A 14,611-nucleotide genomic window follows, 5' to 3' on the forward strand; every position below is an offset into this window, starting at 1 on the left:
ATATAGAAGAAGCGCAATGGCTTGAATCAATTCAACGTTTCAGGCAGCAGTACTCAAATTTTGCAGGCAGCAAACAACGGTTAAAGCAGCAAGCCGCCAGCAACGATGTAAAATGGTACAAAGGCGCAGGCTGAACAGTTGCATCTTTATTAGGTTGTTTTAAAAATACACTATTGAACAAAGTGACGGCCTAGCTTTGCCTTTTTTTGCCTAAAATCCTTTCCAAGCACCTCAATTCTAAGCTCTGTAACTAACACTAACAGTATGTGAAAAAATAATTATGCGATTATCCACAACGGGAGAGGTGCTAAATTTTCTGACACAAAATATGTGTCTGTCCTTTTTATTTCCGTTTCTATTTCCTGCAGTGATCTTCATGCGTGTAATTTAGGTTTAATAGGGCTAATGACTTATTTAATAGGTGAAATAAAAATAACCCCGCAATAAAAGATAAATTCTGAACCTGAAAAGTAAATTTAGTGACACAGTTTTATTTGTTCAATTAGAGTGGCTCTCTTATTTAGTTGCTGCTGAAAGGTAAAGGGTTAGGAAAGATAGTCGACGCTGTACCAATAGTGAAAGGTCATCAAATGTTGAAGACAGAGCTGTTCCAGATCACTGGGAGTTGGACTTGAACCAAGGCTCAGAAAACAGCTTTATCGCGACCTTAGTTGAACGACATTCTAGGTATGTAATGCTAGCGAAAGTACCTAGTAATAAAACAAAGCCAGTAATCGAAGCATTGATTAGACAAGCTAATAAGTTGCCAGCACTGCCAAGCTAGTATGTTGCGATTAATTTAGATGTAGCGACAAATTAAATAGTTCGAACGAGTTAGCGGCCTAGCTTGCTGCATCAAATCAGCTAATTAACCTGCTTAATTGCTCAGGTCAGTAACGACTGTGCATACGAAAAATATAATTGCTTAAGGGTTAAACATTAGGTTTAATGGATAGATAATAAACACTGAGTAACGCAGGGACAGCATAGATACGACAGGCACACTAATTAAATTTGCTTGCTATAGCTTAGGTCATAAAAAGCCTTTCTATATATGTAAAGTCCATAGCATAAACAACACCAACTCTACACATCGAGCAGGTAGCGCCTCAGTCCGACAAGCGATTATGCAACACAAACTGCGTGTCGCATAAATACTAAAATGTTATAGCGCAATTGAAATTCAGCAAGATTCGGGTCGGCATTAATCGTTCGGCCTCCTAATATAGCATCTGTTCGGGCATATGCCCTTTAATTGTCAGCAGAGCTAGGAGAAATAATCGATGAACATATTGGCCAACAAAGTTGCTATTGTTACTGGTGCCAGCACCGGCATTGGCTACGCAGCCGCGAAGCTTTTTGCGAGAGAAGGTGCTGCCGTAGTGGTGGCAGCAAGGCGACAGAAGGAGCTTGATGAACTGGTGGAATTAATCAAGACTGAAGGTGGGCAGGCACTGGCACTAGCCGGTGATGTTGGCGAAGAAGCTTTTGCCAAAGCTTTGGTAGATAAGGCTGTAAGCCACTTTGGTGGCCTGGATATCGCTTTTAACAATGCTGCCATTCTGGGTGCTATGTGCCCTGTGCCGCAGATGTCGCTCACGGACTGGAATCAAGTTATTGCGACCAACTTAACCAGTGCATTTTTGGGCGCAAAGTACCAGCTGCCCGCCATGGCTGCCCGAAAAGGAGGTTCGTTAATTTTCACCTCTACCTTCGTTGGTTACACCGCAGGTATGCCAGGCATGGCTGCCTACGCAGCCAGTAAGGCTGGTCTTATTGGTTTGACTCAAGTGCTGGCGTCAGAGCATGGGCCTCAGAATATCCGGGTCAATGCCCTTTTGCCTGGTGGTACTGATACGCCAGCGGGACGTGAGTTTGCTAATACGCCAGAAGCATTGGCGTTTGTGCGTAACCTGCATGCGCTCAAGCGTATGGCGACACCAGATGAAATTGCTCAATCCGCATTGTACTTAGCATCCGATGCATCCAGTTTCACAACTGGTTCTGCGATGTTGGTAGATGGCGGTGTATCCATAAATCGTGTCTGAGAGGCAGAGTGTGTCAGACTATGACCGTATCGCACGTGCTATGGCATACTTGGTAGATCGTGCAACTACCCAGCCCGCTCTAGAGGAGATAGCCGCCCATGTGCATCTGAGTCCGTATCATTTTCAGAGGTTGTTTTGTCGTTGGGCGGGTACCACGCCAAAGCGGTTTTTGCAGGTCCTGACATTGGAGCGTAGCAAGGAGTTGTTGGATAAATCCCGCTCTCTGCTCGACGTTTCACATGAGATTGGCTTAAGCGGTAGTTCAAGGTTGCATGATCACTTTGTGCAGCTGGAGGCAGTGACACCGGGGGAGTATAAAAATAAGGGTAAGGAGCTACGTATCGAATACGGTGTGCACCCTACACCACTGGGGCCTATGTTTGTAGCTGTAACACAGCGTGGTGTTTGTAGGGTTGAGTTCATGGACTTCAATTACATTGAAGAGCTGCTGGATGACTTGCGTAACGCTTGGCCATTGAGTTCGATTGTTGAAAGCATCACATCTACGCACTATGTTATTGATGCGTTTTTTAGTAGTGATACAGCTGCCAAACATGGTCCGCTGTCGCTTCATGTGAAAGGTACGAATTTTCAGGTAGCTGTGTGGCGGGCGCTGCTGAAAATACCACCGGGCGCAGTGGCTAGCTATTCTCAGGTAGCCACAGCACTCAATGCGCCCCAATCTGCAAGAGCGGTTGGTAACGCCATTGGAGCAAATCCTGTTGCTTTACTGATCCCCTGCCATCGGGTAATACAGCACAGTGGTGCACTTGGTGGTTACCGTTGGGGGCCAGCCAAGAAGCTTATGGTACAAACATGGGAAAAAATGCGTGATGAACCTGTTTCGCTATAACAATGTCATGCAGCTGACGTTCTTATCTTACCCCGCGCGGCAGATGGCGGGCGTTGAGGCTGTAGAATTACTCTTTACAGGAACGAATGCACCTACTTTTAGTTGTTCAACTTTTAACCTTGAATCTACTATCAAGCTATGATCTAGTAAATATTATTCACCCACGGTAAATCGTTATGGCTCTTTCGTTGGGTGAGGAGTCAAGCGAGACTTATCCTACCAAAATAAATTCATTCCAATCAATTTCGCTGAGCAAATTGACCTTGCGCGGACAAACGAAAGTGAATGCTTTCACTTCACACTGCGGCAACTGTATTGCTTAGTTCATAATAGAGAAAAGCTGCAAAACACGATGCACTAATTAGGGTAGCCCTTATCACCTCAAATAAGCCACTCAAACACCTTGCAAAATGCCAATTAAAATAACACCAAGTCCTCTTTTTATATTTTACGTAAAATCGAAGTAACTAATTGAATCAAAATAGGAACTCGGCTATGGTGAATGCATCAATAAGAATAAATTAAAAACGAGTAATTCTACAGGCTCGTTACATTTCTTGAGAATACGCATGACCAAGGCAGAAATTAAAAAGTTGTTTGTTGCAATCGAAAAGCACGACCAGGATTCAGTTCTTGGTATCCTTGCAAAGGATAAGGGCGTAATCGAAACAGTTGGGCACCATAACGCTAATTGCAGAGACAAGACTCCTTTGATGTATGCCATGCAATGCGAAGATTTTGAGCTTGCCAACAAGCTCATAGAGTTGGGGGCTAACGTAAAGGCAAAAATGCCAGCAGGGCCTGAGACTAGCGTAATTCAATTAGCTGTAAAGTTTGGCCATGGTCTAAATCCAAATTTTGATAAATGGCTTAGCTTTACTCAAAAGCTTATTGAGCAAGGCGCTAATCCATCAGAGGCCTTATGGCCGGCGTGCCATGGATACAACAAAGTTGCGGATAAACCGGAAATTATTTCACTATTATTACAAAATGGTGCTTCCCTGGAAGGCGAAGTTGGCAATAGCGGTAGCACAGTGAAAGAGCTTCTTGTGATTAATTCGCAGCTCTATTCAAGTCGAGTTCTTAATCTATTCGGGCTGTAGCAATGACAAAATGTGACACATATGAGCCTTAACTCTGTCAATAGGCACTAGTATTTTCTTTAACCGTTTTTATACAGTGACGGTCAATTCAAAATCAACTTTAATTCAATAAGCAAATTCGTTTACTTCGTCGGCCGATGCGGCGGTTAAGCAAGTAGCTTACGGCAAACACATATAGGCGCGTTACGCAGTAATCGATTATTGCGAGCTCATCGCAGCCAGGTTTTTCCCATATCCTTTTGGAGTCGCTGGGGCACTACGACTAAATGGATTTAGAAGGTAGAGCGAAGCAGGATGCTAGAGCCGAGACATTCATCGGTTAACCTTATCATGGCACTATTCAAGGCGGCTGGTTTCATCATTGTGATCCAGTTATATTTAGGTGCGTAACGCAGTTATCAAGTCAGGTGTAAGCGACTTTGTTTATTGTATTAATGCACGCGTACTGAGTGTCTAATCAAGGCAAGTGGTTTAGGTCTGTAGGCATATAATCAGGTTAAACCTTGTTGGTTATTAACTCACCCAATTGATTCATGCTCAGCCTTATATCCAGTTAGATGTTCAGCTGAAATAAAAGGACAGACAAAAATTTTTGCAATATTTACTTTTAGATAAAATAGAAGTAACCGATTGAATCAAAATAGGAACTCGGCTATGGTTAATGCATCAATAAAAATAAATTAAAACGAGTTAATCTACAGGCTCGTTATATTTTAAGTGCTAAATTTTACTTCTAAATTAGCTATATAAGGGATTTTATAATGAAAACTGGACTTTTAGTTCTATTATTTATCGTAGCCTTTGGCGTATCTGCAAAAGACGTCATTAAACCAAGTGTTTCAGGCTTGTATCAAGTAGATAAAGTGAACCTTTTTATTGAATGTTATGGTGAAGCCTCCCCTTCAATAATTATCAATGCTGGCTTTGGTGGTACGGTTGAAGACGGAAACTGGAAGAAGGTAATACAATCACTTCACAAAAAAAATAGAGTGTGTATTTATGACAGAGCCAACTTGGGGAAAAGTGATAAATCGCAAGGCCATTATGATCTAGGCACTATTGTTGAGCATCAAAATGTATTGTTACAAAGGGCTGGAATTCAGCCTCCTTACGTAATGGTTGGACACTCTTATGGCTCATATCCTATTAAGTTATTTAATCACCTTTACCCTGAAAAGGTCAGCGCCATTTTACTTGTAGATCCTTCATTGTATGGCCAATTTAGAAGCCATATAAAAAAGTGGGATGCAAAAAATGACACATATGATGCTGATACCAAGAAGAATATGGAAGCTGAACTTGCTAGCTGGCATGGTGCTCCTGATAATCTAGAAAAAATTAATATGAGAACTAGTTCAACGTTCATTCAGCAAAGCGACGATTTTGGTGACACACCTTATGTATTACTTTGGAACAGAGACGCAATTTGGGTGCCTGCAAATCAAACTCCAGATAACTGGCATCCAGCAGTCTGGGAGCGTATTAAAAAGTCTTATTCTACCGAATTAAATAAGATGCAGACTTTATCTAAAGATACCAAAATTACATTTGCAACAACTCCAGAGCATTACATACAAAAACATGAACCAGAGATTGTTATCGCAGAGATTAATTATTTATTGAATAAACTTTGAAATGAGTAAGCAAGACATAACAAGCGCCTTAACTCCAACAATGTTAAGTTGTCATGGTTTTGGCAAACAACGCAAAGTCATGCCAACACATTATGTAATGGTCTAATTGGACTGATTTATATCTTTTTAGTAGGATTAACTAGAGTTGTTAAACGCGATAAAGATGGCTTAAGGCGCATTAAATGGGGGTTTATAAACCTTGTACTATTTAGCTTGTCCATATATCTCTATGTTAATCAATCCTTTCTAAAGTTTGGTGATATTACTGCGGCAAGTATTTGCTTGGCTTTTTTATCAGGGGTTTTGCCAATAACACTTTTATTTTCTTTATGGATTTCTTTAAGAGGAAAGTTGCAAAGTAAGTTAATAAAATTGGATATTGCATCGATCATGATGTCTATACAATTTTGTTTAGTATTGGCTGCTTGGGGGCAGATATCCACTATATTTTGGCAATAAATTGCAGAGCTTTAACACATATGAGCCTTAACTCTGTCAATAGGAACTAGTATTCTTTTTGACCGTTTTTATACAGTGACGGTCAATTCAAAATCAACTTTAATTCAATAAGCAAATTCGTTTACTTCGTCTGTCGATGCGGCTTCATCATTGCAAAGATAAGCTCTTATCACCGCAAATAAGCCACTTAAATATCTGTAACAACTTGAAAAATGTCAATTAAAACAACACTAAATCCTATTTTATATTTTACGTGAAAGTCAGTTGTCGATTGAATCAAAATAGGAACTCGGCTATGGTTAATGCATCAAGTTCAGCTACAGGTTGCGCAGGAGTTGGTGAATGAAAAAACATAACAAAAGCATGTTGCATAAACTACTGAGTGGTTGGACGGTTTTTCCGCTCGTACCGCGCTACAAAACCGCCGCAAATGCAAGGCATTATGTGAATGGAGGTTAAATTGTCTTCTGTGCCAAGAAATAAGGATGAATTGGAGTTAGCCATAAACTCAGTGTTCCCAAAACTAATGGCTGATTATCGCTCAATTTCAAAAAGCAAAGCTCGTAAATTGGGCGTAGAAGGAAATATCAAAGGTACAATCATTAGCGTTAGTGACACAGTTGCTTACCTGATTGGTTGGGGCAAACTGGTCCTTAAATGGCATCATCTAAAGTCTCAAAATCAGGATGTAGATTTCCCTGAAACTGACTACAAATGGAATCAACTTGGGTTACTAGCTGAAAGTTTCCACGAAAAATATCGTGACTGGAAATACGATGATCTGCTTGTTGAGCTGGAGTCTACGGTTCACGAGATACTTTTACTCATTTCAAGTTTAAGTAATCATGAGTTGTATGGTGTTGCGTGGTATGAGCGATGGACTCTAGGGCGCATGATTCAATTTAATACGTCATCACCTATGAAAAACATGCGAACAAAAGTTCGGCGCTTCAATCGGGAATTCACATAACACATATGAGCCTTAACTCTATTAATAGGCACTAGTATTCTTTTTGACCTTTTTATTCAGTGACGGTCAATTATAAATCAATAAACAAATTTGTTTACTTCGTCGGCCGATGTGGCTTCATCATTGCAAAGGTAAGCCCTTATCACCGCAAATAAGCCACTTAAATATCTGTAATACTTTGAAAAAAAGCCAATTAAAACAACACCAAGTCCTCTTTTTTATATTTTACGTGAAAGTCAGTTGTCGATTGAATCAAAATAGGAACTCGGCTATGGTTAATCCATCAATAAAAATAAATTAAAACGAGTTATTCAACAGGCTCGTTATATTTATTAAGGTAGTTTAAATATCATTTGATAGTGAAATAGCTGCATTCATAGCAAAGTCAGACCAAAACGGAGAACGGGCTGATTTAGAAAAGTTAAAACGATTAAATAAAAAATAGGCGGTATTATTCCTAAGTGGTATATCGAGGCAATGTCCACACCTATTTTGCAATTTACTTCTTGGCTGGCAAAAATTTGAACCAGAAGAAGACTTTGATGGCATTGAAGAGATTCAAATTGTGAACATTGATTTATGGAAGAAGTTAATTGTGATTCCTACTCAGGGATGTATGTGTTGCCAGCAAACTATCTTGTTATTGGTTATGGCGCTGATTGGGCTGATAATTGTTTTGTAATTCCAACGGATCAAAGCGACGATCCGCCTCTTTATGAAGTGTTGCATGATGTGGCACTCAGCACTGAAGAGCTTGTTTCGACGATAAAGTCGGGTGCAGGTGGCTGTGAGAAAATAGCTGATAAACTGTCTATTTTTGTGGGCAATGCGATTGCACTAAAAACATAGCAAATTACTGCAGTGCGACTTGTGAACAGAGTAACAGAGCACGTGATATGGAGCTAATAAGCAATTTCACAGTTAATATGAACGATATTTAAGAGGAGGTTCTGTGGTTACTAAAGAAATAGAAAATATTGAGCGCAGTATTGGTAAGTTACCTAAATCTTACCGTGATTGGATCGAACAGGGTATTACAAAAGACAGCTCCTACAATATGTATTTGTTAGAGTGGATTTCAAGCTCAAATGTATTGAAAATTGAAATAGCTCCTGAGGGCGTACTTGATGGTATTTTGCCAATTGGTGTCTTCCATGGTGTTGCATTTTGGTGTTTGGATAATAAAAATAATGGCAGGGTCATTTTATGTCCACATGATGATATCGTTGCTGATTTTTATGCGCCTTCAGTTGAAGGGTGGATATATCGAATTTGCTTACAAGAAGCATCTAATTTCTGTGATGAAGACGAGATAGTGCAAAAACAGTTACAACTTTGGGCGTCTTTACTCGAAGAATCTAAACCTACTTGGGCTGAGCACATTATGTTGCTGGCAAAATCAAAGGTAAAAAATATGGGGCAGCACTCTGGCGTTATTTCTGACGAAGAGGTAGAAGCAATCATAGCTAAAGAATTCGGTTCAGAGTATTTAACAGAAAAAGTTGAGTTTTTAAACCCGGATTAACGTTAGTGGAGTCTCTTGAATTGGCTTCTATTTTTTTGGGAAGCAGTGTTAATGTGGGCATTGTGGAATACCTGTAAGGTGCATATGATCAATCAACTTAAAGTGACGAATATTGAGTTTTACTCGGATGAAACAGCATTAGTAACTGTTGAAAATGAACACTCAGCCGTTGACGTTTTTTGTCACATTTGTGAATACTCCATAGGTGATAAAGTTAATAACCTCCTTAAAGTGCTAGATGCCAACGTTAGAGCGGCGTACCTTGCCGATTGGCCGGTAGAAATGATTGCAGAAGCATCTAAAGAAAGAATTGAAAAAACGGGGCCTTATTCATACATAGGTTGTGGCAAAGTAATTGATGAAAATGAAGGGGTTATTGAGGTTCAAGGTTTTCTTATCGAGTTCGGTGATCTACCTTGCCAAGGCTCAGTCGAGTTTGAAATTGATAGGCTTGATTTATGGTAAATTGCTTAATAAAGCGTTGATGACAACTGCATTGATAGGCTAATAGATGTAGTCTGGAATGAGAGCGATAAAACGTTTTTTAGTCTTTACTGATAAAAAAGAAATTATTTTAACTTGTGATGGAGCGCCACGACGTGAAGTCGTCATATAACAAACCAATTATTCCGACCTTAACTCGCTACGCTCGTTTCGTCGGCATCTTGGGGCTTTAAGTGTCTAGGCTGATTCCGTATTTAAACCTTTTATTCAATTGTATCGTCTAAATAATGAATTTAATCATTTAAAAAAAGAAAACAATGAAGCTTTTTATATCTATTTTACTTTCAGTAATACTGTTTACTTCAACTAACCTAAGCGCAGAGTCGACAAAAAAAGTATTAATCATCGCATCAAATATGATCGATATGGGGGATTCTGAAAAACACGATGCGAGAAATAATTTATGGGAAGTTGCTCCACCGTACCATATTTTTATGAGCCATGGTTATGATGTCGATTTTGTTTCTCCAAATGGAGGAAAGGTTGAGTTCATGATGGATCCGTTGGGTATTAGTAGTTACACCATTAAATATGAAGGCTTTATGGATAAAGCGAAAAACAGCTTTGCTCCTGAACAAATTAATCCAAATGATTACTGGGGAATTTATATTGGTGGAGGGTATGGCCCATTATTTGATGTAGCTAATAACAAGGAATTACAATCAATTATCGCCAAAGTTTATGAATCTGGCGGTATTATTGGTGCAGGTGGTCACGGTGCCGGTGCGTTTGCCGATGTATTATTATCTTCTGGTCAGTATCTTGTTAAAGGTAAAAAAATTGCTGGTTTTCCTAATTCTACTGAAAAATCTAAGTCATGGGCTAAACAAGGTACTCTGCTACCTTTCCTTGTTGAAAGTCAGTTGAATAAAAATGGAGCTATTGCACAAAACAAAAAAACCTTAGAAGATAAACACGAAGTGGTCGTTGATCAAAGAATCGTTTCAACAATGTTTTTACCTTCAGCTGCTCTAGTTGCAAAAGAAATGATAATTTCTCACAAGCAGTAAATGCACATAACACATATGAGCCTTAACTCTGTCAACACAAGTTAACGAGTTATCAGCGATCCGTTAGAACTCGAGGTAAACTTCTACTCCAAATACCATTTAGGGATAAAAGTTTGCGGTAAAAATTCATAAATTAAACTCTCAAGCATATTATTTGCTTTATTTATAAGTTGCAGATAGACATTTAGTTAATTTTATTAACTTAAATAAACAACGTTGTCTTTTTGTTGCTTAGATGAAATAATATCTCACGACATTTATTTAACAAATATATCTGCATTTTAATTTTTAAGTTAAAAATGTTTAAGTTATTGAAATTTAATATCTTACTTTCTATGAAGTGAAAGGTAAGTTGAACTTTGTCTAATCCGTTATCTGACCATACGAAGCGTATAAGGAAGCTCTTGAATGAGTATAATTGTGAATCAAAACGTGGCTAATAAAATTAGTCTAGTTTGTTTTGGGGAGGTCCTTTGGGACTGTTTTGGCGCAACTAAGCGTTTGGGAGGCGCACCTTTAAATATGTGCTTTAGGGTTAAATCACTTGGAATTGATGCACAAATGATAAGTGCAGTAGGGGAGGATGAGTTAGGTGATGCTCTGCTTGACGAATTAAAAGAAAAGCAATTGAGTACAGAGTACATTGCTGTAAACCCAAACAAAAATACCAGTACGGTGCAGGTAACACTTGATAGCCATGGTTCTGCTAAGTACGAAATTATGCCTGATACTGCCTGGGATAATATTGTTTTAACTGATGAAATTATTGGCAAAGTTGAATCGACGGATATTTTTGTGTTTGGTAGTTTAATTGGCCGTACCGACACTTCATTAATAACTTTAAAGCAACTACTAGAACATGCGAAGTTTAAAGTGTTTGATGTAAATTTACGAGCTCCTCACTATCAACTTGAGAGCTTAATAGAATTAATGAATAGCGCTGACTTTATCAAACTAAATGATGAAGAACTATATGAAATAGCAAAAGGAATGGGGTGTAAATACCATTCATTAGAGCAAAACTTAGCATTTATAGCAAAGCAAACCAACACAGAGTTTTTGTGCGTGACGAAAGGAAACCATGGTGCTTTATTATCGATTAAAGGTAAAAACTACTATAACTCAGGCTACCTGATCGATGTTGTGGATACTGTTGGTGCAGGGGATTCGTTTTTGGGGGCTTTAATTTATCAATTGTGCATTCAAAACGATCCGCAACAGGCAATAGATTTTGCTTGTGCTGCAGGAGCTATGGTTGCTCAGCAGCTAGGGGCAACACCAGATATAACGCATCAGCAAATCTTAGAATTTATTGAACCATGTTAGCGTACAGCGTTGTATTTCAAGTTATACATATTTTTAATAAAATATTTTGTTATTTATATTGAATAGATGTTTTTTTAATGTTAAAAAGACAACGTTGTTTATTTGTGTTAGACCGATCAAGCCAAACAACAAAGTGTAAAAAGATATTTTTTACGCCAAAAAGACAACGTTGTTAATTTGAATGATGAAATCAACATTCAAAAAATAAAATTAAAATGAGGACACACACAATGCTCAGATTTAGGAAAAACCAGCTTGCTGCGAGTGTTAGTACAGTATTGATAGGTTGTTGGCTGCCATCCAACAGCTTTGCCGCTGAACAACTGCAAGAAGAAGCGTCGGCCAAGGTTGGTATTGAAGTTATTGAAGTTTCATATGGTTATGGAAGTGTTAAAAAACAAGATTTAACCGGCGCAGTGAGCACAGTTGAGCTTGAAGATGTCGTTGATCAGCCTTCAGGTAATATCATGCAAAATTCGCAGGGGCGTGTGCCTGGCTTGCAAATTACAACTAATGGTTCACCTAACTCTGCAGCAACAGTGCGTATTCGTGGTCAAGGTTTAGGACCTTTAGGTAATAACGATCCTCTTTATGTTATTGATGGTGTACCAACTAAATCAGGCATGCATGAACTTAATAGCCATGATATTGCTGATATACAGGTGCTAAGAGATGCGGCAGCTGCAAGTATTTTTGGTGCTCGCTCTGGTAATGGGGTCATTATTATTACCACCAAAAAAGGGAATGAAGGGCTCGACTTTAATTTCTCTTTTAATCAGTCATATGATGATTTTAATTATGAATTAAATCCATTAAATACACAGCAAAGGGGACAAGCAGTTTGGCAAGCTGCAGTAAACGACGGCTCAGATCCAAATGCAGCAAGTTCTCTTTATAGCTATGATTGGAATAATGATTTTAATAACCCTCAATTAAACAACGTTGTTTTTCCTGAGTTTACGGATGCTGCACAGGTGCAACGCCCAGCTGATACTAATTGGTTTGATGAAGTTACGCGCTCTGCAAAAGTAACCGATCTTAACTTTTCAGTTTCAGGTGGTTCAGACAAAGCTTCGATATATAGTTCACTTGGCTATTTCGGCTCAGAAGGTGTTGTTGATGGCTCAGAGTTTGAACGAATAAGCTTTCGCGTTAATTCTGATTATCAGCTAACAAATAAGCTTAAGATTGGTGAAAACTTTATAGTGACAAATCAAGAATCAAACTTGGTTAATGATCTGGCCGGTAATATTCTAACTTTGGCTATAGAACAACAATCTATCGTTCCTGTGTACAACGATAAAGGTGGCTGGGGAGGACCCGTCCCTGGTGTAACTGACCGTGATAATCCGGTTAGACTAATTGAAATGAATCGAGACAATGTTAGTAGATTCAATAAATTAATGGGAAATATTTTTGTTGAATATGAGGCAATAGAGGACTTAACACTAAAAAGCTCTATCGGTTTAGATTACGGGCAATACTACTTCAGAAACTATACCCGTGCTTTTCAAGCTGGCTCGCTAAACTATGGTGATCAGCTGTCAGTGACAGAAAACTGGAATAGCAGTTTTAGTTGGACTAATACCGCAGAATATAAGCTTGATTTAGATGCAAATCATTTTACGTTTTTGGTCGGTACAGAACAAATAGATTATGAGTATGAAGGATCTGTTGGTTTTGGTTCAGGTTTTGCGTCTGATGATCGTGATTATGCTCATTTATCACAAGCAACGGGTGATGTTCGTGTGGAAGGGGATGGCGATAAATGGTCTCTTAATTCTTATTTCGCGCGTATGGACTATAACTTTGATGACCGCTATTTAGCAGGTTTAACAATACGTCGCGATGGCTCATCTCGTTTTGGTAGTAATAATAGCTACGGTAATTTCCCTGCTATTTCTGCAGGTTGGGTGATCAGCAACGAATCATTCTATGATATTGAATTTTTATCTACCTTAAAGCTTCGAGCTAGTTGGGGCAAAACGGGTAATCAAGAAATCCCTACCGATGCAACATATACAACCTATTTAAGCCGTTATGCAACTCGGTCTTTATTCACTGATCAGCAAGATGAAGGGACCGCTTATGATATAGGCGGTGCAAATGGCGGCACGCTTCCTTCTGGGTTTGTAAAAGCACAAACAGGGAATGATGACCTAAAGTGGGAAACATCAACGCAAACAAACATTGGTCTTGATTTTGGCATGCGTTACGAAACCATATACGGCAGTATCGATTGGTTTGAAAAAACCACAGAGGATATTTTAACGTTAACCAATCCACTTGCAACATTGGGTGAAGGCGCTCAGCAATGGGTCAATGGTGGCACGATTGAAAACTCTGGTTTTGAGTTTCTTATTGGCTACGCCGATTACCTTACTTTTGATAGCTTAGATGGTGATATCGATGTCGATATTAGCTTTAACATTTCTTCAGCTAAAAATAAGGTTGTCTCACTACCAGAGGACGTTGTGAATTCATTTGGTGGTAATGGTGATGATAAAACGATTGTTGGTCATTCAGTCAATTCTATTTATGGTTATGTCGCCGATGGGTTATTCCAAAATCAAGGTGAGATAGATGCTCATGCAGCGCAATCTGGGGCTGGTTTAGGCCGAGTTCGCTGGAAAGATTTAGACGGCAATGGCGTGATTGATGAAAACGATCAAAGCTTTTTCACCGATACTGATCCTGACTTTATGTATGGATTGAACATGAATTTCAAATACAAAAATTGGGATTTCAATATGTTCTGGCAAGGTGTTCAAGGAGGTGAGATACGTAATAGCTGGCGTGGATTTACTGACTTCACATCATTAAATATAGGCTCTAACTACGGTGATCGCGTTCTTGATGCATGGTCAGTTAACAATACTGACAGCAATGTACCGGCATTAACTTTAATCGATAACAATGGTGAAGGCCGTCAATCAAGTTTGTTTTGGGAAGATGGCAGCTACATAAAGCTTCGTAACTTATCTATCGGTTATACACCTGATGAACAGTGGTTAAGTCAATACGGTATAAGTTCTGCACGAATTTATTTGCAGGGAAGTAACTTATTGACCATTACTCCGTCAGGGACGCTAAGCCAGGATCCAGAAACTCCAAACGGCAACTTCCCAATTCCAAAACGTATTACGTTAGGCGTGAACCTTTCTTTTTGATTTATTAAA

At 39.1% G+C, this 14,611-nt stretch carries 12 protein-coding genes and 1 pseudogene; all 13 read left to right on the plus strand.

Going from position 1 to position 14,611, the window contains the following annotated elements; all coding sequences use genetic code 11:
- Nucleotides 1-548: 548 nt before the first annotated feature.
- Nucleotides 549-769, plus strand: a pseudogene (locus H5232_RS15845) (transposase); the annotation flags it as partial.
- 514 nt (nt 770-1,283) lie between these two features.
- Entirely contained in the window at nt 1,284-2,048 is a 765-nt protein-coding gene (locus tag H5232_RS15850; protein WP_149982876.1) for an SDR family oxidoreductase, read from the plus strand.
- A 10-nt stretch (nt 2,049-2,058) separates the two neighbouring features.
- A complete protein-coding gene (locus H5232_RS15855; protein ID WP_182718934.1) occupies nt 2,059-2,901 on the plus strand; it encodes a bifunctional transcriptional activator/DNA repair enzyme AdaA in 843 nt (280 codons plus the stop codon).
- Between the two features lie 569 nt (nt 2,902-3,470).
- On the plus strand, nt 3,471-4,004 hold the full coding sequence (locus H5232_RS15860; protein ID WP_182718935.1) for a hypothetical protein: 534 nt from the start codon (nt 3,471-3,473) through the stop codon (nt 4,002-4,004).
- Nucleotides 4,005-4,765: 761 nt separating this feature from the next.
- Complete coding sequence (locus H5232_RS15865) at nt 4,766-5,638, plus strand: alpha/beta fold hydrolase (protein ID WP_182718936.1); 873 nt, start codon at nt 4,766-4,768, stop codon at nt 5,636-5,638.
- Nucleotides 5,639-5,686: 48 nt separating this feature from the next.
- Complete coding sequence (locus H5232_RS15870) at nt 5,687-6,097, plus strand: hypothetical protein (RefSeq protein WP_259398532.1); 411 nt, start codon at nt 5,687-5,689, stop codon at nt 6,095-6,097.
- 460 nt (nt 6,098-6,557) lie between these two features.
- Nucleotides 6,558-7,067: a ClbS/DfsB family four-helix bundle protein gene (locus H5232_RS15875; RefSeq protein ID WP_182718968.1), complete on the plus strand. Its 510-nt coding sequence runs from the start codon at nt 6,558-6,560 to the stop codon at nt 7,065-7,067.
- Between the two features lie 579 nt (nt 7,068-7,646).
- Nucleotides 7,647-7,916: a hypothetical protein gene (locus H5232_RS15880; RefSeq protein ID WP_182718937.1), complete on the plus strand. Its 270-nt coding sequence runs from the start codon at nt 7,647-7,649 to the stop codon at nt 7,914-7,916.
- 103 nt (nt 7,917-8,019) lie between these two features.
- Nucleotides 8,020-8,592: an SMI1/KNR4 family protein gene (locus H5232_RS15885; protein WP_182761302.1), complete on the plus strand. Its 573-nt coding sequence runs from the start codon at nt 8,020-8,022 to the stop codon at nt 8,590-8,592.
- Between the two features lie 15 nt (nt 8,593-8,607).
- Nucleotides 8,608-9,057 carry a hypothetical protein gene (locus H5232_RS15890; RefSeq protein ID WP_182740504.1) on the plus strand — a complete coding sequence of 150 codons (450 nt, stop codon included), beginning with the start codon at nt 8,608-8,610 and terminating at the stop codon, nt 9,055-9,057.
- A gap of 296 nt (nt 9,058-9,353) precedes the next feature.
- Nucleotides 9,354-10,106: a DJ-1/PfpI family protein gene (locus H5232_RS15895; protein ID WP_182718940.1), complete on the plus strand. Its 753-nt coding sequence runs from the start codon at nt 9,354-9,356 to the stop codon at nt 10,104-10,106.
- A 408-nt stretch (nt 10,107-10,514) separates the two neighbouring features.
- A complete protein-coding gene (locus tag H5232_RS15900) occupies nt 10,515-11,432 on the plus strand; it encodes a carbohydrate kinase (protein WP_182718941.1) in 918 nt (305 codons plus the stop codon).
- 230 nt (nt 11,433-11,662) lie between these two features.
- On the plus strand, nt 11,663-14,602 hold the full coding sequence (locus tag H5232_RS15905) for a SusC/RagA family TonB-linked outer membrane protein (RefSeq protein WP_182831173.1): 2,940 nt from the start codon (nt 11,663-11,665) through the stop codon (nt 14,600-14,602).
- Nucleotides 14,603-14,611 lie beyond the last annotated feature (9 nt).

The sequence above is a fragment of the Pseudoalteromonas sp. SG41-5 genome, assembly GCF_014164495.1.
Taxonomy (GTDB): domain Bacteria; phylum Pseudomonadota; class Gammaproteobacteria; order Enterobacterales; family Alteromonadaceae; genus Pseudoalteromonas; species Pseudoalteromonas rhizosphaerae.